The sequence below is a fragment of the Draconibacterium halophilum genome (assembly GCF_010448835.1).
GTDB classification, from domain to species: Bacteria; Bacteroidota; Bacteroidia; order Bacteroidales; family Prolixibacteraceae; genus Draconibacterium; species Draconibacterium halophilum.
This window is the reverse complement of the sequence record NZ_CP048409.1, coordinates 2,406,985-2,431,716: the sequence shown is the minus strand read 5'-3', so window position 1 is coordinate 2,431,716 and position 24,732 is coordinate 2,406,985. Positions and strand designations below refer to the sequence as shown.

Genomic DNA, 24,732 nt, shown 5'->3' with positions numbered 1-24,732 from the left:
TTGGTAGTTAGTATAGATTAGAGACCTGTCCGGTAAACATTACCGGGCAAAGTTTTTTATAAATATTCCGATTTGTTTTTAGCTTTTAATTGTTCAACAATCTTTTTAATGTCTTCGGCATTGTCACGCTTGCAAACCAAAGTGGTATTGCCATCGCGCACAACAATTACATCATCCAAACCAACAACAGCAACAAGACCGTCGTCGGTAGACACGTAAGAATTATTCGAATCTAAAAAGATAGCTTCCCCTTTTCCGGCATTTCCATTTTCATCTTTTTCATCAGTCTGATATACCGATTCCCAACTGCCCAGATCATTCCAATCAAAATTTCCTTCAACCAGATAAATATTTTTGGCATGTTCCATAATGCCATAATCTACAGAAATACTTTCAACAGCACGGTAAATAGTATCCAGTGTTTCAGGATAACCTGGATTTCCTAAATCAGCCTGAATTTTGCGTAAATCAGCATACAAGTCCGGGGCAAATTGTTCAACAGCTTTCAGAAAAACAGACACCTTGAAAACAAACAATCCACTGTTCCAGTAAAAACCACCTTGTTTAAGGTAATTTGTAGCTGTTGCTTCATCCGGTTTTTCAACAAAACGTTCAACTTTAAACTGTTTTATTTTTTCATCGCCGGTAATATCCTCAGCAGTTTTTACATAACCATAACCCGTTGCCGGATAAGTTGGCGTAATTCCCAACGTTACAATTCCATCGCGTTCGTTTGCAATTTTTGCAGCAGCCAAAACGGTATCTTCAAACAAGGCATTATTTTTTATTAAATGATCGGAAGGAGAAACAACCATCACTCCATCCTGATTTTCGCGCTCGGCATACATAGCAGCCAAACCAATACACGGCAAAGTATTTCTTCCAATTGGCTCATATATCAGGTTTTCTTTAGGAAGCATTGGTGTTTGTTCTTCCAGAATTTTTGCCTGTGTGGCGCTTGAAACAATGTATATATTTTCTTTTTTGGTGAAAGTTGCAAATCGCTCAATAGTATCTTGAAGGAGCGATTTATCACCAAAAATATTCAGGTATTGTTTTGGTTTTACCGTTTTACTGCTTGGCCAGAATCGTGTTCCCGATCCTCCTGCCATGATTAGGGTATAAAGATCTTTCATATGATTTCAATTCTAAGTTTATCAAAATGCCGGATAAAATGTGTATAATTCAATTCACCTTTAAGTGTGATGAATAAATACTCACGCTAAATTTTTACTAAAATGTAATTTTGATTTGCAATGTAATAAATTGCCCCGATAAGCCACGGCAAGATGGAGGTATAAATTTCAGAAATTATTCACTGTTTTTTGAATGGCAGACTATTAATGGACAGGATTATATTCTTTAGCCTCAATTTCGCCATTGGCAACACGAAGTGCATTAATCGCAAGCGCTTCCAGCTCATCTTCTCCCGGGTAAACAAACACTTTTGAAATAAATCCTGTTTTATTTCGAATGTACAACTCCAGTTGTTTGTTGTATGCCAAACCACCGGTTAATAATATACCATCTACTTTTCCTTCCAGCACAACGGCCATTTCTCCAATCATTTTGGCCACCTGGTAGAACAAAGCTTCCTCAACGCCTTTTGCTTTTGCATCGCCATTCTTCATTCGATTCTCCACTTCCATAGCATCGTTGGTGCCCAGGTAAGCCACAAAGCCCCCCTCGCCAACTACCATTCGTCTGATTTGCTCCTGCGAAAACGTGCCACTAAAACAAAGATCGATAACCTGACCAACCGGCAAAGTACCTGATCGTTCCGGGCTAAAAGCTCCTTCCCCGTCAAGCGCATTATTTACATCAATAACCCGTCCGTTTTTATGTGCCCCAACCGAGATACCACCACCTAAATGAGCAACAATTAAACGCATTTGATTATAATTCTTTACCATTTTTTTGGCATGTAAACGAGCCGTTGCTTTTTGATTTAATGCATGAAAAATCGACTGCCGCTGAAATCGTGGATGACCCGCAAAACGAGCCACATCATCCATTTCATCGGTTACTACCGGATCAGCTATAAAAGCTTTGGCATTTGGAATTTGCAAAGCAATATAATCGGCAAGCATACCTCCCAAATTACTGGCATGATGTCCCATCACTCCTTCACGTAAATGATCGAGCATTAAGTTACTGACTTTGTAAACACCTGATTCCAGCGGATAAGTCAGCCCGCCTCGACCTATGATATATTTTATAGCATCCACCTCAATTCCTTCTTCAACCAAAGCGTCAATGATCACACCTTTTCGAAAAGAAAACTGATCGACAATATTTTTATAACGAACAAGTTGCTCCAGCGGATGTCGAATGGTTTGCGTAAAAACACATTCAGTTCCGTTGTAAACAGCAAATTTTGTAGAGGTAGAACCTGGATTTATTGCAAGAACCTGATGCATAAAATGATTTACGTTATACTTGCCTGGTAACTCACAATGGATGCAAGTGCCACAGAATTTAACTTTGTTTTTCTACTATCACCGCGTGATGATACCACAACAGGAACTTTCGCACCTGCAATAATGCCTGACATTTCGGCTTTTGCCAATTTTGAGTTGCTTTTATAAAATACATTTGCTGCATCAATATTTGGAAAAAGCAAACAATCGGCATCACCGGCAACCGGCGAAGTAAACCCCTTTATTTCGGCCGACTCGGCGTTAATAGCCACATCAAGTGCCATTGGACCGTCAACCAAGCCTCCTTCTATTTGGCCGTGCTCCGACATTTTGGCAATAGTCGCGCCATCCATACAAGATTGAATTGAAATTATGATTTGCTCGGTGGGCGCAATAACCGCAACCTTTGGCTGCTTTACACCCAACGATTTTGCTGCACAAATGAGGTAGTTTGTCATTAATATTTTTTGCTTCAGATCAGGATATGGTAAAACGGCAGCATCGCTAAAAACAAGTAGTTTGTGGTAATTCGGATTATCCATCACCGAAATATGGCTTAATGTACCTTTTGATGGAACCAGGTTGTATTCTTTTTTCAATAAAGTACGCATAAACCTATCGGTCGATACCAGTCCTTTCATCAAAATATCAGCCTTGTCTTCATGAATAAGTTCTACCGCTTTTTCGGTAGCTTCGCTGATTGTTTTGGCATGGTAGATCTGATAATCCGAAACATCGATTCCCAGCTTTTTGCATGATTCTTCAATAACCATTCTGTCGCCGGTTATAATCGGAGTTACAAATCCCAATTCAACCGCATCGTGCATGGCTTCCAGTGTACTCAAATCAACACCATTTACCGCCACAACTCTTTTCGGAGGCTGTTTTTTTACTACTTCAAGAAGTTCAGTAAAATTAGTTATACTCATTGTCTGATATTTTTGCCCGAAGTTACGGCTCCCTAAGTTCTCAGGCGATAACTTTTCTCAGCTATTTTTATGTTATAAACCACACTAAAATATTTTAAACTTTGAATTAGTATCCAACGATTTACTTTTTGATAAGAATATGAAATAATTTAACCTGTAAAACTTGGGTTTTGCCATTTTCAACTTTTATTGAGATTAATCTTCATCAACAAAGTTTGTCAAGTTTCAGAATGAACGACACAAAAACAAATCGCTTTCAAAAAGGAGCAGATTCTCTTAAAAGTAAGGAAAAATCTTGTTTTAATCAAAAGTAACCCTATGTTTTTCAGTTAATAAGATAGTGTTTTACAATATATCAAAATCTTTCCATCAAAACAGATTTTATACTAAATTCAAAACCTGTAATGTTAAGTTGTTTATACATGTTCAACTTGAATTCAAAACTACCGTACTCCACATCCTTAATTTTCTTCGACACATCGCACGAAGCAAATCTTTCAGGGAAAAAACAAAACTTATTTTCAATAGGAATATACCGTGCAAACGGCATTTTTTAAGGCTCCGGTATTTTTTTTACTGGGCCATTATTCTACTCGAATCATTTTCTTAATTAACCAATAGATAGCTGAGATGGAAAATAAAATCACAAATCTAGCCGAGTACTTCCAAAAGTACAAGGAAAGTGTGGCTGACCCTGATAATTTTTGGGGAAAAATAGCCGAAAGCCATTACTGGCAAAAGAAATGGGATAAGGTTCTCGATTACAAATTTGATGGAGACGGTGCTCCGGATGTGAATTGGTTTGTCAATGGCAAACTAAATATCACCGAGAATATTTTTGAACGCAACATGTTTATGCGAAAAGACCAGGTTGCGCTGATTTGGGAACCCAACGACCCCAAAGAACCGGAAATAAAACTCACCTATGGCGAATTGTTCGAGAAAGTAAAACAATTTGCCAATGGATTAAAAAAGATTGGAGTTGAAAAAGGCGACCGTGTTGCCCTGTATTTGCCCATGGTTCCGGAGCTGGCAATTGCCATGCTGGCCTGTGCCCGAATTGGCGCCATACACTCCATTGTATTTGCAGGATTCTCTGCTACTGCACTGGCCGATCGTATTAACGATGCGGAAGCTAAAGTTGTAATTACTTCGGATGGAGGATTCCGGGGAACTAAATCAATTCCTCTTAAAGGAATTGTCGACGAGGCAATAGAAAAGACCCCGTCAATAAAAACTTCAGTGGTATTAAAACGTACTGAGGAAGACATAAAATGGTTTGAAGGACGTGACATTTGGTGGCACGATTTGATTGCTGATGTTGATTGCGAAAATAAAGCAGAAGCCATGGATGCCGAGGATGTACTTTTTATCCTTTACACTTCAGGCTCAACCGGAAAACCAAAAGGAGTTGTGCATTCTACTGCCGGCTACATGGTTTACGCTGAATACACCTTTAAAAATGTATTCCAATACAGCGATGGCGATGTTTACTGGTGTACCGCCGATATTGGCTGGGTAACCGGGCACTCGTATATTGTTTATGGCCCGCTGCTAACCGGAGCCACTTCTATTATGTTCGAAGGAGTTCCCACCTGGCCCGATGCCGGCCGTTTTTGGGAAATAGTTGATAAATACAAAGTAAATCAGTTTTATACGGCACCAACTGCAATTAGAGCATTAGTGGCACAGGGAGACGAATGGGTGACAAAACATAACCTGAGCTCGTTAAAAGTGCTTGGAACTGTTGGTGAACCCATCAACGAAGAAGCCTGGCGCTGGTATCACGACCTTGTAGGAAAAGGACGTTGTCCGATTGTAGATACCTGGTGGCAAACCGAAACCGGTGGTATAATGATCACTCCACTGGCAGGAATCACGCCTACCAAACCGTCGCTGGCAACACTTCCGCTTCCGGGAGTTCAGCCGGTATTGCTCGATCATGAAGGAAACGAATTAAAAGGCAACAGTGTTGAAGGAATTCTGTGCATGAAACACCCGTGGCCCGGCATGTTACGCACTACCTGGGGCGATCATCAAAGATGCTACCAAACTTACTTTGCATCTTTCCCCGGCTATTACCTCACCGGCGATGGCGCCAAGCGTGATGAAGAGGGTTACTACCGCATAATTGGCCGTATTGATGATGTAATTAATGTATCTGGTCACCGGATTGGTACTGCCGAGGTAGAAGATGCCATTAACCAACACCCAAAAGTTGTTGAATCGGCCGTAGTTGGTTATCCACACGCAATTAAAGGAGCCGGCATTTACGCCTATGTTATTTGCGAAGATATGACCGATACAGAGTTGGAGAATATTGAAGCAGAAATAAAAGCGACAGTTACTAAATTTATCGGGCCAATTGCAAAGCCTGATAAAATCCAAATTGTTAGCGGCCTTCCAAAAACAAGGTCGGGAAAAATTATGCGGCGCATTCTGCGAAAAATCGGAGAAGGCGATGCTACCAACCTTGGCGACACATCAACATTACTCGATCCGGGTGTAGTTGATGATATTATCGACGGAGCAAAAGTTGAAGTAAAACGATAAACGCAAACAAACAGACATCTTCTCAAAAAGGTGTCTGTTTTCTTTTTAATCAACCTTTCATTTATTAGTAAAACCTGACTAGTAATAAAATGCTCTTTTTCAAGCAAAGGCATTTTAGTATTTTTTGCTTGTTCTCCAAAAATCAAACGATGTAAACAATAAAAAAATGAATGGACTAAAAATTACTAACCGATGGATTGTAGTTGTTGGAGCAATTCTTATACAATTGGCTCTTGGCGCTATTTATGCCTGGTCTGTATTTACTGCATTATTAACTGAACCCAGTGGCAACTATGGTTTTTCGGCCACACAAACTGCATGGGTTTTTTCGCTTGGTTTGGCCACATTTGCTGTGGTAATGGTATTTGCCGGAAAATGGCAGGCCAAATCAGGGCCAACAATTGTTGCCCTAACAGGTGGCCTCGTTTTAGGTGCCGGATATATTTTAGGAGGAATATTTGGGAGCTCATTTCTTGCTCAATTACTGTTCATTGGCGCACTGGGAGGCGCCGGAATTGGATTAGCCTACGTTGTACCGATAGCCGTTGGGGTAAAGTGGTTTCCTGATAAAAAAGGACTTATAACCGGTTTAGCCGTAGCTGGTTTTGGCTTTGGAGCAACCATTTGGGTAAAGCTTGCAGGATCGTGGTTTGGCGGCTTATTACACACAAGCAGCATATTAGGGCTGCCCGGTGTTCAAAGCGTATTTGTTATTTACGGAGTTGTATTTGCAATAATGGTAGTGCTGGGTTCTCTTGTAATGGTAAATCCACCTGCGGGTTACAAACCCGAGGGATGGAAACCTCCAGTTAATCACACAGCAAAATCATCAGGAGGAGTTGAATTTGACTCCGGCCATATGCTTCGCACAAAACAATTTTATGCCATTTGGCTAGTGTTTATATTTTCTGCCCTTGCCGGATTGATGGTAATTTACTGTATAAAACTTTTTGGAATTGATGCTTTAAAATATAACGGAATTAAAAATGCCGGAGTAGTTACCGGAACGGCCATGGCATGGTATGCTATTTTCAACGGTTTGGGACGAATTGTTTGGGGAATGATTTCCGATAAACTGGGGCGGAAAAAAGCCATATTTTTTATGACACTTTTTCAAGGGGTAATCATGCTGATGATTTACCATATTTTTATTCGCATGGGCGTTACCGCAGGATTTATTGCCAGCGCCTGTATTATCGGCTTTAACTTCGGTGGAAACTTTGCATTGTTTCCGGCTATTACAGCCGACTTTTTTGGAAATCACACCGTTGGTAAAAACTATGGCTGGATGTTTACCGCCTATGGTATTGCAGGTATTGCAGGGCCACAACTTGCCGGCCATTTTAAAGATTCGGCAACAGCATCATCAGGACCGATATTTTGGATGGCTCCTTTTATTATCGCAGGAGTTGCCTGCTTACTTGGTAGTGTTATTATCTTACTCACAAAACCGCCAAAATAAAGAGATAGAAAAAGCGTCTGCAAAGGCGCTTTTTTGGGTTACAACCACTGGTTTTAGGCGAGGTATGCTACAGAACACGGCAATTTATTATTGTTTTACAGCATAATTTATTTCTTTATTTCACAAACAAAACCTGTAACTAGCTAGTTCAATTACCCTTACATCTGCAATCAAGATAAAGGCCAGATTCCCAAATATTTTAGAACTTGGTATTTTTTCATGAAATTTATAACGTAATTCAGCCAACTTTAAAAATCATTGAAAGCTGATACCCAAAATCAACCAAAAAATTAAGAAACATGGCTATAAAAAAACTCGACAGTATTTTCCGACCGAAACGAATCGCTTTGGTTGGAGTTTCAAATAATCCCGACAGTGTTGGCGGTATCACTTTAAGAAATGTAGTAGGAGGAGGTTTTAACGGTGTTGTATACCCGGTAAACCCAAGACGTGAAGCTGTTTTCGGAATTCCTTGTTACCCCGATGTAAAAAGCCTTCCAAAAACGCCCGATCTGGCTGTGATAATGACAGCAGCAGAGGCCGTACCACAATTGGTAAAAGATTGTGGCGAGGCCGGAATTCATGGGATTATTATTATGTCTGCCGGTTTTAAGGAATCAGGCAAAGAAGGTAAAATACTGGAAGAACAGGTGAAAGCTGAAAAAGCCAAATTCCCGGATATGCGGATCGTCGGTCCTAACTGCCTGGGCATTTTAGTTCCGGGACTGAACATGAATGTTAGTTTCGCATCAGCCATGCCTAAAAAAGGACACGTTGCTTTTATCTCGCAATCGGGCGCGCTGTGTACCTCCGTACTCGACTGGGCTCACGAATCAAATATTGGATTTTCCAATTTTGTTTCAATTGGTAACTCAATGGACGTAAGTTTTGGCGATCTGATCGACTATTTCGGACAGGATCCAAACACCAAATCCATTGTTCTTTATGTTGAATCCATTGTTAATGCCCGTACGTTTATGTCGGCAGCACGGGCTTTTTCGCGCGAAAAACCGATTATCGTTTACAAATCAGGACGCTTTCCCGAATCAGCAGCAGCAGCAGCATCGCACACCGGAGCAATGGCATCGGAAGATTCCGTTTACGATGCGGTATTCCGCAGAGCTGGACTGGCAAGAGTTTTCGATTTCGGAAACATCTTTGATTTTACCGACCTGGTAGGCCGCAAGCGAATTCCAAAAGGAAATCGGCTGGTTATTGTCACAAATGCCGGTGGCCCCGGGGTAATGGCAACCGACTCGCTTCTTTCGATGGGCGGCAGCCTTGTCAAGTTGTCGGATGAAACCATGCAAAAACTAAACGATTATCTGCCTTCATTTTGGTCACACGGCAACCCGGTTGACATACTTGGAGATGCCACACCTCAACGATTTGCAAGAGCTACCGAAATTGTTCTGGAAGATAAAGAAGTAGATGCAGTATTGGTGCTGCTTACTCCACAGGCTATGACCGATCCTACTGCCACTGCACAGGCAATTGCCAATATGTCGAAAAATACGACAAAATCGATTATGACTTCCTGGTTGGGAGGTGCAACAATGCACGAAGGCATTCAGCACCTGAACAAAAACGGCATATCGAATTACCCGGCACCGGAGCAGGCGATTCGCGCATTTATGACACTTTCTGATTATTCCGAAAATCAGGAAATGTTATACGAAACGCCACGTGAGGTCCCGGTTTCGTTCCAGTATGACCGTAACGTGCTTCGTCAAAAATACCTAACTCAGGTGTTCCCAAAAGCCAAAGTTCTTAACGAGGACGATTCAAAAATGCTGGTTAACGACTATGGTATTGATACTACTCACCCCACCCCGGCAGCTACCGAAGATGAGGCTGTAAAAATTGCAGAAAAAAAAGGTTATCCGGTTGTTCTGAAAATATATTCGCCAGACATTATCCACAAATCGGATGTTGGCGGCGTAGCACTGAATATTGAAAACGAAGAGATGGTGAGGGCTACATTCCGAAACATGATGAAAACGGCCGCAGAAAAACGCCCTGATGCTAAACTTGAAGGTATTACCGTGCAGAAAATGGTGGACACCAAGGATGGTATCGAATTGATTGTCGGGACAAAAAAGGATCCTATTTTTGGAACTGTAATGCTGGTTGGAATGGGCGGCACAACCGCCGAACTTTTTAAAGATCAGCGTTTGGAATTTCCACCTTTGAATGAGCACCTGGCACGCCAAATGCTTAAATCGTTAAAAATTTATCCGCTGCTTAAAGGCTGGCGTAGCGATGCTCCTAAAAACATCGACAAACTTATAGAGGTACTCATTCGCATGTCTTACCTGGCAGCTGATTACCCCGAAATTGAAGAAATGGATATTAACCCGCTTATTGTTACCCCGAAAGATGTGATTGCACTTGATGCACGGATTGTTGTTGATGAAGAATTATTGACAACACCGGTAAAAGAATACTCGCACCTGATAATGCGCCCGTACCCGGAAAGTCTGATAAAAGAGTCAAAATTACGCGATGGCACGCCAATTACGCTGCGTCCGATTCGTCCGGAAGATGAACCAATGTGGCTTGAATTGCTGGCAAGTTGTTCGAAAGAATCCATCTACCACCGTTTCCGTTACGATTTTTATTTCGATTCGCACGAGGTAGCTTCGCAGTTCTGTTTTATCGATTACGACCGTGAAATTGCCATAGTTGCCGAACACGAAAAAGAAGATGGCAATAAAGAACTAATCGGCGTTGGACGTTTGATTGCCGACCCCGATGTGGAAATAATGGAATACGCAGTATTAATCACCGATAAGTGGCAAAAAAAGGAGCTTGGCTTTACATTAACCAGTTACTGTCTGGAAATTGCAAAGGCGCGCGAAATAAAAAGACTGGCAGCAGAAACCACCCGCGACAATAAACCAATGATTTCAGTTTTTCGAAAATTGAATTTTAAAATCCGTTTTAACGAAGACACCACCGTTTCGGTAAGCAAGAACCTTGAGGAAGAATAAAAACCTTTTAGTATAAATAGTGTTATCTTCCGGTAAACAGCAACGTTTCCGGGAGTTTTAACCCGGATAATTCATTCGATTATAGCGATAGTCATGTTTTTCCGGGTTAATCCCGACTTAGTTGAGTCCATTTTTTGAGACTCAAAAAATGGGTACGAGACTTACGTCGTTTTGAACTAATTGGGTATTTGAATGAATAATGCGGATTAAATTTATGAGTTCTACTAAACTAACAAAATCGCTGATTGATAAACTCTGGCAAGCATCTTATCTTATCCGTGGAGCAAAGTATGCCGTAGCGTTTACCGGTGCAGGCATTTCTGTTGAAAGTGGGATTCCGCCTTTCAGGGGCGAAAATGGTTTGTGGAACACTACCCACCCCATTTTTCTTGAGATTGAATACTTTCAGAAAAAACCCCTGCAATCGTGGATAAAAATAAAAGAAATATTTTACGATAGTTTGGGTGATGCCGAACCGAATATTGCGCACATAATGCTGGCCAAAATGGAAGAGCGCAGTTTTGTAGAAACCGTTATTACACAAAACATCGATCATCTTCACCAAAAAGCCGGCAGTAAGTATGTTTACGAATTGCACGGCACTTACAAGCAGTTAATTTGCACCGAATGTAGCTCGGAATACGACATGAGTTTTGCCGACCTGAATTACCTCCCACCTACTTGTTTCGTGTGCAAAGGCATATTAAAACCCGACATGGTTTTCTTTAACGAACCCATTCCTGCATTTGCAAAAAAACGTTCGTTTGAAGAGGCGGCCAAAGCCGATGTTCTGCTAATAATCGGTACCAATGCAGAGGTTTTACCGGCTGCTGAAATTCCGGTGGTGGCCAAAAAGAATGGCGCAAAAATCATCGAAATAAATATAAAACCATCTCATTTCACCGATACAGTAACCGATATCTTCCTGCAAATGAAAGCTACAGAAGCTATGGGCGAATTGGGTAGGTTGTTATACCTATAAATTATCATTGCTGATTTTAAAAAATATTTCTACAATTAAACTCTATTTCAAATTTGTTATCATGAAGAAAATTGTACTACAAACATTATCACTTATTTTATTACTTGTTTACGCAACCGGAGTTGATGCAAAAGATGACTCGAGGTTACTGCGCTATCCCGATATTAATAACAACCTCGTGGCATTTGTTTATGCCGGCGATATTTGGACTGTCAACTCAAACGGAGGCGACGCCACAAGATTAACCTCCCATGAAGGGCTCGAATTATTCCCAAAAATTTCCCCTGATGGAAAGTTAATAGCATTTTCTGCTGAATATTCGGGAACGCGCCAGGTGTATGTTATGCCTGCCGAAGGAGGAACTCCAAAACAGCTTACCTACTACAACTCGGTAGGAATGATGCCGCCAAGAGGAGGTTTCGACAATGTGGTGCTCGACTGGACTCCCGACAGTAAAAACATACTAATACGTGGTAACCGCACCATCTGGGGACAACGCAACGGTAAGTATTTTTTGGTAAATATTGAAGGAGGATTAGAAAAACCATTACAAATTGTGAATGGTGGTTTTGCGACTTTCTCTCCTGATGCTAAAAAGCTATGTTTTACTCCGGTTGACCGTGAATTCCGTTCGTGGAAAAGATACAAAGGAGGTCGTGCTACCGATCTTTGGATTTATGATTTGGAAAAAGATATTTCGGAGCAAATAACTGATTTTAAAGGATCCGATCAGTGGCCGGTTTGGTTTGGAAACGAAATACTTTTCGCCTCCGACCGCGATTTGAAATTCAATATTTACAGCTACAACACCGAATCGAAAGAGGTAAAACAAATCACTAATTTCTCGGATTTTGACGTGATGTGGCCATCCGGCGAAAACGGGCAGATTGTTTTCGAAAATGGCGGGTACATTTATAAAACAAACCTGAAAACCGGAGAAACAACAAAGCTTACCGTTAACCTGCATTTCGACAATCCGAACTTATTGCCTTACTTTAAAAATGTAGCCGACAATATTCACAGTTACAGCGTTTCACCAACGGCAAAAAGAGCCTTGTTCGATGCCCGTGGCGATATTTTTTCTGTTCCGGCAGAAAAAGGAATTACCGAAAATTTAACAAAAACACAAGGTGTTCGTGAAATTTACCCACAGTGGTCGCCCAACGGGAAATACATATCGTATTATTCGGATGAAAGCGGCGAATACGAAATTTACTTGTTGGAAAATAAAGAAGGTGCCAAACCCGAACAAATCACCAACAACTCATCGGCATGGAAATACGACAGCGAGTGGTCGCCAAACAGCAAATACATGGTTTATTCAGATCGTACCTTAAACCTGAAACTGCTGAACGTTGAAACAAAAAAAGAAGTTACGATTGATCACGCGGCACAAAGTGAAATTCGCTCTTATAACTTCTCGCCTGACTCAAAATGGGTAACCTACGAAAAAGAATCAGCTAACGGACAAACCTCGATTTGGGTATACAACGTTGAAAGTGGGAACACAACTCAATTAACCGACAATAGATTTAACGATTATTCGCCTGTTTTTTCAACCGATGGAGAATACCTGTTTTTCCTGTCGAATCGCGATTTTAACCTTGATTTTTCAAGCTTTGAATTTAGCTATCTCTACAAAAATGCAACCCGCATTTATGCCATGATATTAAAAGAAGATGGCGAAAACATTTTTAAATTCGAGAATGATGTTGAACCCATAAAATCTGACGAAGAAAAAACGGAAGACAGCAGCGATGAAGAAGAGAACGAGGCCGTGGTAATTGATGTTGAGGACATTAATCAGCGTGTTATCGCTCTTCCGCTAAATGCAGGCGATTACCGTAACCTGCTAGCCGTTGAAAATGGTGTAATGTACATCAACAGTGGTAAATTACAACGTTACAATTTAAAAGACCGCAAAGAAGAAACTATTGTGGAAGGCGCACGACAGGTCATTGTTTCTGCCGATGGAGAATCGATATTATACCGTCCGGGCAGCGATTTTGCGATTGCAAAAATAAAACCCGGAATAAAATCAGGAGATGGCAAATTAAATCTCGACGATCTGGAAATGAAGATCGATCCGAAATTGGAATGGGCACAAATTTATAAAGACGGCTGGCGAATTTTCCGCGACTATTTTTACGTAAACAACATGCACGGTGTTGATTGGGAAGCGGTGAAAGAAAACTATCAGCAACTCCTGCCTTATGTTGGTCACCGCGCCGATCTCGACTATATTTTCCATGAAATTATTTCGGAGGCAAATGCTGGTCATGCTTATGCCAATTGGGGCGATTTTGAGCAAGTGAAAAGAGTTGAAGGCGGCTTACTGGGGGCAAAACTTACAGCCAACACCAAAGCCGGACGTTATAAAATAGTGCAAATATACGAAGGCCAAAACTGGGATGAATCGCTTCGCTCGCCTCTTACAGAACAGGGAATTGACGTAAACGAAGGAGATTACATTATTAGTATAAATGGCAAAAATATCACAACTGACGATAACCCTTACTTAGCCCTGGAAAATACAGCGGGCAAACGTATTGAAATAAAAGTAAATACGGAGCCAAAAGCCGAAGGAGCCCGCTCGTCGATGATTAAGCCCGTTACGAGCGAGCAAAATCTGCGCTACTACAACTGGGTAATCGAAAGACGCGCCATGGTTGACAAACTCTCGGGCGGACGAATTGGCTATATTCACGTGCCCAACACAGCTATTGAAGGTAACCGCGAACTGTTTAAAGGCATGTACGCCTACCACAACAAAGAAGCGCTGATTATTGACGACCGATACAACGGAGGTGGATTTATCCCCGATGTAATGACCGACCTGCTCGACAGAAAAACACTGAGCTACTGGCAACGAAATGGATTAACACCGATGAAAACACCGGCTATCGCACACGACGGGCCAAAAGTTATGCTCATCAACGGCTATTCATCGTCGGGTGGCGATGCTTTCCCTTACTATTTCAAAAAGAAAAATTTGGGAACATTGATCGGAACCAGAACCTGGGGAGGTTTAGTTGGTATTTCAGGAAATGCAGCACTGGTTGATGGCGGTTCTATTGCCGTTCCTCGCTTTGGTATTTTTAACGACGAAGGCGAATGGATTATCGAAGGTGTTGGCGTTTCACCGGATATTAAAGTAGTTGACCGACCTGAACAGCTGGCTAAAGGCGAAGATCCGGGGATTGAAAAAGCAGTTGAATTCCTATTGGAGGAACTGGAGAAAAATCCGGCTAAAAAAGTGGAAGCACCTGCTCCTCCAAATCGTTCGAAATGGAGAGAAGAATAGATCAAATTTAAGAAAGGAATGCCGATGATGCAGCTAGTATTGAAGTTCGCATAAACTGCAAGAATCATTTAAATTCGCGTCATCAGCGTTCCTTTTTGTTAAAATTCTATATTTGCCCTACAAACTGTTTTTACACAAAAATGAGAAAACCTTACCTTTTATTATTTCTGCTCCCCTTACTATTATTTTCATGTTCGTCAGGCAAAAAAGCACTGCAACGTGGCGATTATTATCAGGCGATTTCAAAAGCTGTTGAGCGTTTAAAATCAAACCCAAGCAACGACAAAGCTTTAAATGTATTAAAAGAGGGCTATCCTATGGCCGTTGAGTGGTCGCAGGAAGAAATTGACCAAACCCTCACTTCAAACGAAGCATTTAAATGGGAACGTACCATTTCGATTATGAACCAGGTGAACCGAATGAACGACCTGATAAGAAGTACACCGGCTGCCCGTAATATCTTCCCGAATCCGAAATCATACAGTTCGGAACTGAATATGGCGCATGAAAAAGCTGCCGAAGACCGTTACCAGGCAGGTTTGCATTTTTTGGAACAAGAATTTCGCGAAAGTGCCCGAACTGCTTATGATCATTTTGAAAGAGCTGACCAGTGGATTCCCGGATACAAAGATGTAGATGAAAAAATGGCCATTGCCAAAGAGCTGGCAACTGTAAATGTGGTGGTTGAAGCAGTTACCGTTCGTACAAAAACCTACCAGCTAAGTTCCGAGTTTTTTTATAATCAGGTGTTTGAATACTTAAATAACAAATTCCCGTCAGATGGCTTTGTAAACTTTTTTTCGCCACAACAGGCCGAGAACTTTGAGTTAAATCCTGACTTTGTTGTACGAATGGAATTTTACGATTTCTCAGTAGGTAACCTAACACGCAATGAAAAAGAAGAAAACCTCGCCAAACGAGTAAAAATTCCGGTTACCGATTCAACATTTGTGAATAAAACATACCGCGCTAAACTGAAAACTTATACCGACGAAGTTATTTCGGGTGGCCGACTGAATTACCGGATTGTTGATTTTCAGAATGATAAATTATTGCGCGACAACCTTATTCCCGGCTCTTTTACCTGGGTAAACCAATATGCCATTTTTGCCGGAGACCAGGAGGCGTTGAGTGATGAACAATATGCGCTTACACAACAAAAAGCCATTCCGCTTCCCGCACATCAGGATTTGTTTATCGAATTTACGCGGCCTATTTACAAACGACTTACCGACGAACTAGACAGCTTTTTCAGACGATATCGGTAACAAAAGCAGATCGTTAGATTCACTCCATTAGTCTGGTGAAAGGTAAATGAAACCATTGATTTTAACTGCAAAATTTAATCAAAGCACCCGGGAAGTAAACGGTGGAAATGTACTAATCGCGAAGAACGCAATTATTAACTCCGCAGTTAGCTCGAAAAACGCATAAGATAAGGAAACCAACACGTTAAACAGGTCGAAGAACTCCGAAGGGGGAGAAAATAACTCCGCGATCGATGAATTGTAATCTGGAGATTGCAAATTTAATTCCGCGATTGGTGCGAAGCACTCGAAAGTTAAAGAATTTATCTCCGCGGTTAAAAAATTGTAATACGGAGATTACAAATTTAACTCGGCAGTTGGTGCGAAGAACTCCAAGGTTAAAGAATTTAACTCCGCAGTTAAAGAATTGTAATATAGAGATTGCAAATTTAACTCCGTGATTGGTGCGAAGGACTCCGGAGTTAGCGCGAAGGTCTCAGCGACTAGTGCAAAGAACATCCAGTCAGCAACTTACACAACTCAACTCAAACATTAAAAAAAAAGCTCATCTTTCGATTTATGGAAATTTATAATTGTTTGCTCACTCATCAGGCGATGTTTCTTTTCTAAAAACAAGCATTAAGTGTAATGCTGTTTTTATGCACAAAAAAAAGCCACATCCTAAAGAATGTGGCGTTATAATTATTTAGCTTCTTTATCTTCTTTTATTAACCAATAGAGCCCCTTTACCCCAATCTTTATATCATCGAGTTTAAAGAGAACTAATATTTTTTCGATGTACGCTACAATTCCCCATCCTACTGCCAGGTAAAAGAACCATGCATAAAATCCAAAAACAAACAGTACAAAAAAGAATACACTTTGCACATATCCGGCCGAAACTGCAGAGTACAAATGCAACCCCGGAATTTTTCCGAAACGTGCAAACGATACGATATAACTGACTACAAACAATCCCAGAAACAGGAATAAAAACCAACTATGCGGTTCAATATCGTTCCATTTAAATACAAATAAACCTAAAATGGCCATTGCGTATGTACAAATATCGGCCAGGTTATCGAGTGCGGCCCCAAAATGGGTTTGCTGTTTCAGGTAACGTGCCAGGTTTCCGTCGGCCACATCGCTTACCAGGCTAATGCAAAGCAACCATACGAACAGCGACTCGTTGCCAATAAGGGCAGCATAAAATATTACGGGAAATGCTAATAAACGGTATAAACTAATGGCATTCGGCAGATTAACAATATTCTCGCCACGTACATAAATTTTCTTCATAATAATAGTAAAACTTAAGCTTCAACCTAATTGGGTGTAAACCTAAAATTTAGTTTGTGTAATTGCAAGATTTTATACAGCAGCTTTTATTCCGTTAACTTTCGCGGTTGAATCACCATTCAGAAAATAAGAAAGCATACGATGTACCGATTCTGCAGAAACTTCGCTTATATCCTGTTCTACTATTGAATCCAGATTAGTTGTATCGAATATAATATTTGTATCAATATAAGCTCCGGTAAACGACATTCCAATTGCCATTATCCGCTCCAAAGAATTCATCTGCTCTTTTTCCAATGTCATATCGGGAACCAGCGAAATAGGTAACAGTTCGCTTATGCTGCCTAAGAGATCTTTATTTTTCACCGAGCTTTTGGCTATCAGATTCAAAATTTCAGGAACCTGCTCAGCTTTTACTGCACTCATCAGGTAAGTTACCGCTGTATCAATGGGTAGAAGATTTTGAGTTGAGTTGGGGTCAACTTTCAGACGGATTACACTATTTGGATACTTTTTTGCCAGCTTTTGTACTCGCTTCGAGAAATCGAAAATACCATAATCGGTTTTTGTAACACCAGTTTTGTTGTTTCCAACCACTTGCGATAAACGCAAAATACAAGCATTTAAACCTTTATTGTCTATGTAATCTTTTATTACATTTTCAGCATAGCGTTTTGATTGCTCGTAGTAATTCCTGAATGCATCGATTTCAGCATTTTCGTAAAACTTTTCTTTAAAGGATACTTCTATCCGACCACACGAATAAGCCGTACTCACAAAAAAGAAACGCGATTGTTTTGCTGAAAATTTCTGAAAAGTATTTATCGAATTAGTTACTCCCTGTAAATTTGTTCCAAAGATCTCTTCTTTTGATTTTATATCAAATTTTAAACTTGCTGCAAAATGAAAGTAATCGATGTTTCCTCCAAAAATGGTTTTCAATTCGCTATCCTGCAAGGCAAAATTTTCTTCAAATAGCGAATAATCGTGAACTTCAAGGTTAGTGAAATCAACTTGTTTTCCATTGTTCATATCAGTAACGGCAGCTTTTACACGCTCCTCTGCAGTATATTTTTGGTTACTGCGTGCGAGTGCAACCACCTGATGCTTCTCCAACAATAATTCGTTAATAAAATTAGAAGCTACATATCCGTTAGCTCCATTTATAACAATTTTCTTCATGACGTAATATTTGATTCGAAGACTTTAACAAGTCTCTACTTAGCTATTTCAGTTTTCTCTGTTATTTGATTTTCTATATACAAATTACTCTTTTTTTATTAAAAATGCTAGCTCCCGGTATATATTTTACATATTTACCTTAAAAGTAAAAGTGTAAAAGCGGCCCCCAGAGGAATGGTTAAATTGTCTGATCCTCTCCAGCTAAACAACTCGGCCAGCGTGCTTACCACAGCTACTGCCATACCAATATAAAATGTTTTCAAATCGAAAACACCACGATTAAAGTATAAGGCTAACAGACTAATAACAAAGCTGGTCATTAAAAATGCTCCCGACCCGAAAACCGATTTTCCGGTATCAATGCCAAATACTTTTATTTTGTGATTATTCGTTTTAAAGCTTATTCCTACAATGGCTGCCATCGGATCGCAAATCCCCAAAATCAACATCGGTAATATGAAAATAAATTTACTACCCAGTAAATCCGACATTAAAAAGGTGAGGTAAATGGATGCCGGTAAAAGATAACTTCCAATCGATTTCCGGTCGATATCGTGGATTGAATTCAATTGCTTACTAAACTGCGTTATAAACAATGCAGCAAAAAAAATGAGCGCCAACACAAACACATACCAATGACTTGAAAAGATATATGGAAACGGAACCACTGCAATGGTTGCGGTAAAGTGCGCAAACTTACGTGTAAATTCACCTTTTATTTTTAGCCTTCTGTAGTTAAGTTCGTTAAAAGCCAGCAATAAAATTATCGCAAAAAAATATACTACTGACAACGTTATAGTATTTCCCATAAAAATATTTTAGCCTCTGGTTTTCTCCCCGTTCAATTCTCTCTCTTTACAATAAGCAAAGCTATAGCCAGATTAGTTTCATTTCTGTTTTTATTGATCGAACTGTCATTATACTCTCCTGAAATGCTCAAGTTAATAACCAATCATTAGAAAAAAAAATGTCACCCAGGCTCCTCCGGCAATTAAACTATCAAAACGATCAAGAACTCCTCCGTGCCCGGGAATTAAATTGCTGTAATCTTTTACATCAAATTTTCTTTTATAAAACGATGCCGCAATGTCTCCTAAAAATGCAAATACGATTATTCCGAGTGTAAGCCCGGCAACCACATACCATTTGTTGTTGTATAAACCGTGAAGAAGAAAACCGCTCGCCAATGCAAACAAAGCCCCTCCAACAGATCCTCCAATGGTTTTGTTTGGACTGATTTCTGGTGCAATTTTCGTTTTTCCCCACAACTGTCCCGAGATCTGGCTAAACGCATCAAAAATCGATAAGATCAAAAAAGCAAAAAGCACCAGTTTATTATCCATAGTCCCAAACATCCACAATCCTGCCCCTAATACAACATAGATAAGAATGGAAACGATTACAAACCCTGAATGTTTATAGCCTGCCATTTTATATAGCCCAAAAAGTTCGAAAGCACCAATTAACAATATTACTCCAACCAAAACCTGAAAGAAAATTGGTTTTACAGTGATGCTAAAAAATAAAATGTGGATAATAAAAAAATAAGCTATAAACTTCGTCCAGCTTTTTCGGGCCACTGCTTTTTCCTTTTTCCGGTTAATAAAAAAGAAGCCAATTGCACCAAGCAAAAAATACGACAAAATAAAAATGTATATCGTTAAAATCATGCTATCTGTTTACTATCATTAAAACACCTATTGCTGCAACAACAACTGCATATACATATTGCACTTTTTTTTCTGATTTTCCTATCTTAGCTTTAGAAAACAAGCGAGGGCCCAAAAAGGCACCAATTACAGAACCTGATGTAAGAAAAGCAATAAGTGTAAGGTCGATACTCCCTACTAAAAAGTGGGCTCCTACAGCAAATATCGTAATCACCAAAACCACCAGCAACGATGTACCAACAACAAGTTTAACGGGCAAACGCATCGAAAACAGTCCGGCAATAATTGGCGCCGTTCCACTGGTTCCGAAGGTTCCGGAAATCATTCCTGCCGTTAAGCCAAAAAACGAGCCTTTCGCAATCTTGCCTGGCTTTAACTTATTATTATTTTCAGCAGCAAGGCTCTCCTTCTTCTTACGTGTTTCGGTAACAAGCATATTAACGGCAATAAGTATGGAATAAACACCAAAAAACAATTTCAACTGCGGCCCCGAAATAAAGTTTGTTAAACGGGCGCCCAGCAATGCTCCAACAATTCCGGCTATACAAAACAACCATCCCGTTCGCGTATCGATATTTCCCTTTCGGTAGTGTCCCCACGAACCAACCAAACCAATTGGCAGGGTTGCTGCCAGCGATGTAGCAACAGCCGTATGCGCCGGAACTCCGATAATTAATGTAAGTACCGGTAAAAAGAAAAAACCTCCCCCTCCACCAAGCATGGTACCAAAAAGTCCGATTAAAAAGCCAATTAATGGTAAAATCAGGTAAATATTTTCGAACGAAGAATTAAAAATCATAATTATTTTTCACAGTCAGTTAAAATTAAAAATTATTAACTCAACTGCCGTATTTAAGAACAACATAATTAAAATCCAAAGGTAAAAGATATAAATTTATGGTTAAGTGATACGAAACACAATATCAAAACAGCCCCTAAATTTTTAACATCTGTTAACAAACACTTTCTTGTATTAGTGCTTTCATCTAGCTATTCCCGATTATATTATTCCGGGATACGGATTGATAAGACCGACCGGAAAGTTGTTATCTTCGATGAATAGGGAAACTACCTTCACGATGATGAAATTTTGCGCGTTGGAATTAATGATTACATCCCTGCCGTACATTCGCCTTATTTCCCTGAAGAAAGAGAAGTACACCCATTAACGGCGGGCGAAACAATTATCAAATTTCTTGAGAACACCACAAGCGACATCAACTATTCGGACAGCACGAATTATTTTAGGAATTAACGCTTACTGTAATTTATCTAACATATGAATTACCAATACCCTAAAATGAACAATCTTTATCATTATTATGTATCTTTTATAAGATTTACACGTCATAACATTCAAATTATAAATATTTACTATGAAAAAATTAGCACTTCTGATTATGTTTCTTGCCATTGGCTTTTTGTCTTTTTCGCAGGAAACCAGATTATTGCGTCAACCAACAATTAGCGATTCACAGGTTGCTTTTGCCTATGGAGGCGACATTTGGGTAAGCGATTTGGCAACGAATCTCACCACCCGACTCACCAGCACAGGAGCAGTTGAAAGCCAACCTTGTTTTTCTCCCGATGGAAAAATCATAGCTTTTAATTCCAACCGTTCCGGTGTTTCATCAGTTTATACTGTTCCGGTTGAAGGTGGCACTCCCACTCGAATTACCTGGCACCCAAGCGGGGCGACAGTTCGTGGCTGGTCGCCCGATGGTGAGAAAGTTCTGTACGCCTCCGCACGCGAAACCGCACCAAGCAGCTTCGCACGTTTATGGACCATTTCAAAAAATGGTGGCCCGGCAAGTTTGCTTACCAAACAATTCGGAAACGATGGATCTTTCTCGCCGGATGCAAAGAAAATTGTTATCGATCGCGTTTCGCGCTGGGATGTAGAGTGGAGAGGATATCGCGGTGGACAAAATAAACCACTTGTTATTCTCAACCTGGAAGATTTTTCGGAAGAATTTATTCCCAACGAAAAAACCACCGATATTCAGCCGCTTTGGCTGGGCGATAAAATCTACTTTATTTCCGACCGCGATTTTGTAGCGAATATTTGGTCGTACACACCGGCAACAAAACAATTGGAGCAGTTGACCAAGTTTGCAGGCTCTGATGTAAAATGGCTGGACGGAAAAGACAACCGGCTTGTTTTTGAGCGCGAAGGCTATTTGCACCTTATGAATATAAACACAAAAGCGATAAAAAAACTATCGATTAATGTTATTGGCGATTTCCCCTGGGCTGAAACAAAATGGGAAGATGTAAGCTCCTCAGCACGATCAGCATCATTATCGCCAACCGGGAAACGCGCTATTTTCGAAGCTCGTGGCGAAATTTTTACTGTTCCTGAAGAACATGGAGATACACGTAATATCACCCAATCGTCAAATGTGGCCGACCGCGCTCCTATTTGGTCACCAAAAGGCGATCAACTGGCCTGGTTTTCAGACAAAGGAGGAAAAGGTTACGCTTTACTAATAGCCAATCAAAACGGTTTGGAAGAACCTAAAAGCATTTCAATTGGCGAATCGAAACTTGGCTGGGAACCAACCTGGTCGCCCGATGGAAAATACATTGCTTTTACCGACGACGATGTACGCATACGTGTTGTAAACCTTGACGAAGAAACAATTGAAACCATTGCTATTGGAGGAAACAATATGGAACGCGGAGATATGGGGCTTACCTGGTCGCCCGATTCTAAATGGCTGGCTTATACAAAATCGGCCTCGAATAATTTCAGGCAAATTACGATCTGGTCGCTCGAAGACAAAACCACCCACAAAGTAACCAACACTTTTGCCGATGCCTTTTCACCCGCTTGGGACAAAGACAAAAATCATTTTTACTTTTTAGCCAGTACTGATCTGGCCTTGGGTTCTGGCTGGGCCAACACCAGTTCAATGACTGCAAATGCCAACTACAGCGCTTATGTTGTAAATCTTCAAAAAAATAGCGAGTCGCCATTTAAACTAAAAAGCGACGAAGAAGAAATAAAAGAAGATGACGATAAAGAATCAGCAAAAGAGGAGGATGAAAAGGACGAGAAAGACGATGCCGAAGCTGAAGAGAAAGATGAGTCGATGAAAATTGACTTTGAAAATATTACTGAGCGAACGATTCCCTTACCTATACCAAACCGAAAATACCGAAAAATAGTAACTGGTGCAGAAGGAAATATATTTATTGCAGAATCGGTTCCCAACCAACCGGGTTTCACAATTCAGAAGTTCATCCTTGAAGATCGGGAAGCAAAAGAATTTGTAAGTGCAGCGCGCAGCATGACCATATCAAACGATGGTAAAAAAATGTTGGCAAAAATTGGTTCATCGTGGAAAATAATGTCGACGAGCGGAGCTTCCGGCAAAGATGGAAAATCATTAAAAGTCAGCTTAAAAACCAAACTCGATCGTTCAAAAGAATGGACTCAAATATTTGAGGAAGCATGGCGATACGAACGTGATTACTTTTACGATCCCAATCTTCACGGAAGAGACTGGGAAGTAGTTCATGAACGCTATGCACCACTTATTCCGTTTGTTAAGCACCGTGCCGATCTCACCTATATTCTTGACCAAATGAACGGGGAACTTTCAGTTGGTCACAGTTTTGTTATGGGCGGCGACTATCCCGATACCGAAAGCAATTTAGTTGGTATGTTGGGAGCAGATCTTGTGCCCGAAAATGAAGCATGGAAAATTGAGCGTATTTACAGTACAGAAAGCTGGAATCCACAATTGTCAAGTCCTCTGGAAGAACCCGGATTAAAAGTTACTGAAGGTAATTTTATCGTTGGAGTTAATGGCGAAGAAATGACTGCCACCGACAATCCATTTAAATTTTTAGATGGCACCTCGGGTGTACAAACGGTATTGCATATTAATGACAAACCAGATTTTGAAAGTGCCTGGACAATAACAGTGAAACCAATTCGTAGCGAAAATGCCTTACGGCAACGCGCCTGGGTAGAAGATAACCGCAGAAAAGTGGATGAATTATCCGATGGGAAACTAGCCTATATCTGGGTGCCAAACACCGGTTCTCCTGGTTTTATTTCGTTTAACCGTTACTATTTTGCACAACAAAATAAACTGGGAGCTGTGATCGACGAACGTTTTAACGGGGGTGGTTTATTGGATGATTATATGGTTGACCTGATGACACGGAATTTACGCGCAGGACTTACCAACGAAGTGCCAAACGGCAAACCGTTCAGACTGCCTGCAGGAATCCTTGGTCCGAAAGCTTTGTTAATTAATGAAAAAGCCGGTTCAGGCGGCGATTTCTTTCCATGGGTTTTCCGCCAACAAAAAGCCGGACCACTTATTGGCTCAACTACCTGGGGAGGTCTGGTAAAATCATCGGTACATTATAGTCTGGTTGATGGTGGAGCACTTACTGCACCTGACAATGCAGTCTTCGATCCGATAAACAACGAATGGATTGCTGAAAACAAGGGCGTGGCTCCGGATATTGAGGTACAACAAGACACTAAATCACTTGAGGAAGGAAAAGATCCTCAGTTAGAACGTGCGGTACAGGAGGTACTAAAATTGGTTCAAGGACAAGGAATAAAAGAGATAACACCTCCCCCCTTTCCTACTCCAGCAGTAAAAAAATAGACCGAAATAGTTGAGCATAAAAAAAATCCGCATCATTTTGAAGCGGATTTTTTTATG

The 24,732-nt window shown here is 40.6% G+C and carries 15 protein-coding genes; 7 read left to right on the top strand and 8 right to left on the bottom strand.

Features of this window, described 5'->3' with window-relative positions; genetic code table 11:
• Positions 1 to 56: 56 nt before the first annotated feature.
• The 3 genes from G0Q07_RS09815 to G0Q07_RS09805 all read right to left on the bottom strand — a co-directional run bounded on the left by G0Q07_RS09815 (position 57) and on the right by G0Q07_RS09805 (position 3,349).
• Positions 57 to 1,136 (bottom strand): mannose-1-phosphate guanylyltransferase, encoded by a 1,080-nt coding sequence (locus G0Q07_RS09815; RefSeq protein WP_163345932.1) that lies wholly within the window; start codon positions 1,134 to 1,136, stop codon positions 57 to 59.
• A gap of 204 nt (positions 1,137 to 1,340) precedes the next feature.
• Positions 1,341 to 2,420 carry a butyrate kinase gene (gene buk / locus G0Q07_RS09810; RefSeq protein WP_163345931.1) on the bottom strand — a complete coding sequence of 360 codons (1,080 nt, stop codon included), beginning with the start codon at positions 2,418 to 2,420 and terminating at the stop codon, positions 1,341 to 1,343.
• 8 nt (positions 2,421 to 2,428) lie between these two features.
• Complete coding sequence (locus G0Q07_RS09805; RefSeq protein ID WP_163345930.1) at positions 2,429 to 3,349, bottom strand: phosphate acyltransferase; 921 nt, start codon at positions 3,347 to 3,349, stop codon at positions 2,429 to 2,431.
• Positions 3,350 to 3,979: 630 nt separating this feature from the next.
• Between G0Q07_RS09805 and acs the strand changes: the two genes are divergently transcribed.
• From acs to G0Q07_RS09775, 6 genes are all read left to right on the top strand, one after another.
• A complete protein-coding gene (gene acs, locus G0Q07_RS09800; protein ID WP_163345929.1) occupies positions 3,980 to 5,902 on the top strand; it encodes an acetate--CoA ligase in 1,923 nt (640 codons plus the stop codon).
• Between the two features lie 166 nt (positions 5,903 to 6,068).
• Positions 6,069 to 7,364: an L-lactate MFS transporter gene (locus G0Q07_RS09795; protein ID WP_163345928.1), complete on the top strand. Its 1,296-nt coding sequence runs from the start codon at positions 6,069 to 6,071 to the stop codon at positions 7,362 to 7,364.
• 299 nt (positions 7,365 to 7,663) lie between these two features.
• The gene (locus tag G0Q07_RS09790) at positions 7,664 to 10,357 is read left to right on the top strand and encodes a bifunctional acetate--CoA ligase family protein/GNAT family N-acetyltransferase (protein WP_163345927.1); all 2,694 of its coding nucleotides are present in this window, start codon (positions 7,664 to 7,666) and stop codon (positions 10,355 to 10,357) included.
• Positions 10,358 to 10,571: 214 nt separating this feature from the next.
• Positions 10,572 to 11,339: an SIR2 family NAD-dependent protein deacylase gene (locus tag G0Q07_RS09785; protein ID WP_163345926.1), complete on the top strand. Its 768-nt coding sequence runs from the start codon at positions 10,572 to 10,574 to the stop codon at positions 11,337 to 11,339.
• Between the two features lie 61 nt (positions 11,340 to 11,400).
• The gene (locus G0Q07_RS09780) at positions 11,401 to 14,643 is read left to right on the top strand and encodes a S41 family peptidase (protein WP_163345925.1); all 3,243 of its coding nucleotides are present in this window, start codon (positions 11,401 to 11,403) and stop codon (positions 14,641 to 14,643) included.
• A 140-nt stretch (positions 14,644 to 14,783) separates the two neighbouring features.
• Positions 14,784 to 15,911, top strand: coding sequence for a hypothetical protein (locus tag G0Q07_RS09775; protein ID WP_163345924.1), 1,128 nt, complete (start codon positions 14,784 to 14,786; stop codon positions 15,909 to 15,911).
• Between the two features lie 681 nt (positions 15,912 to 16,592).
• Here the strand turns inward: G0Q07_RS09775 and G0Q07_RS09770 are convergent.
• The 5 genes from G0Q07_RS09770 to G0Q07_RS09750 all read right to left on the bottom strand — a co-directional run bounded on the left by G0Q07_RS09770 (position 16,593) and on the right by G0Q07_RS09750 (position 20,840).
• Positions 16,593 to 17,189 (bottom strand): CDP-alcohol phosphatidyltransferase family protein, encoded by a 597-nt coding sequence (locus tag G0Q07_RS09770; RefSeq protein WP_163345923.1) that lies wholly within the window; start codon positions 17,187 to 17,189, stop codon positions 16,593 to 16,595.
• Between the two features lie 72 nt (positions 17,190 to 17,261).
• Positions 17,262 to 18,371 (bottom strand): SDR family oxidoreductase, encoded by a 1,110-nt coding sequence (locus G0Q07_RS09765; RefSeq protein WP_163345922.1) that lies wholly within the window; start codon positions 18,369 to 18,371, stop codon positions 17,262 to 17,264.
• 134 nt (positions 18,372 to 18,505) lie between these two features.
• A complete protein-coding gene (locus tag G0Q07_RS09760; protein ID WP_163345921.1) occupies positions 18,506 to 19,180 on the bottom strand; it encodes a diacylglycerol/polyprenol kinase family protein in 675 nt (224 codons plus the stop codon).
• A gap of 132 nt (positions 19,181 to 19,312) precedes the next feature.
• Positions 19,313 to 20,041 (bottom strand): phosphatidate cytidylyltransferase, encoded by a 729-nt coding sequence (locus G0Q07_RS09755; RefSeq protein ID WP_163345920.1) that lies wholly within the window; start codon positions 20,039 to 20,041, stop codon positions 19,313 to 19,315.
• Between the two features lies 1 nt (position 20,042).
• Positions 20,043 to 20,840, bottom strand: coding sequence for a sulfite exporter TauE/SafE family protein (locus G0Q07_RS09750; RefSeq protein WP_163345919.1), 798 nt, complete (start codon positions 20,838 to 20,840; stop codon positions 20,043 to 20,045).
• A 577-nt stretch (positions 20,841 to 21,417) separates the two neighbouring features.
• On the opposite strand from G0Q07_RS09750, the gene G0Q07_RS09745 reads away from it, so the two are divergent.
• Complete coding sequence (locus tag G0Q07_RS09745) at positions 21,418 to 24,675, top strand: S41 family peptidase (protein ID WP_163345918.1); 3,258 nt, start codon at positions 21,418 to 21,420, stop codon at positions 24,673 to 24,675.
• Positions 24,676 to 24,732: the final 57 nt, after the last annotated feature.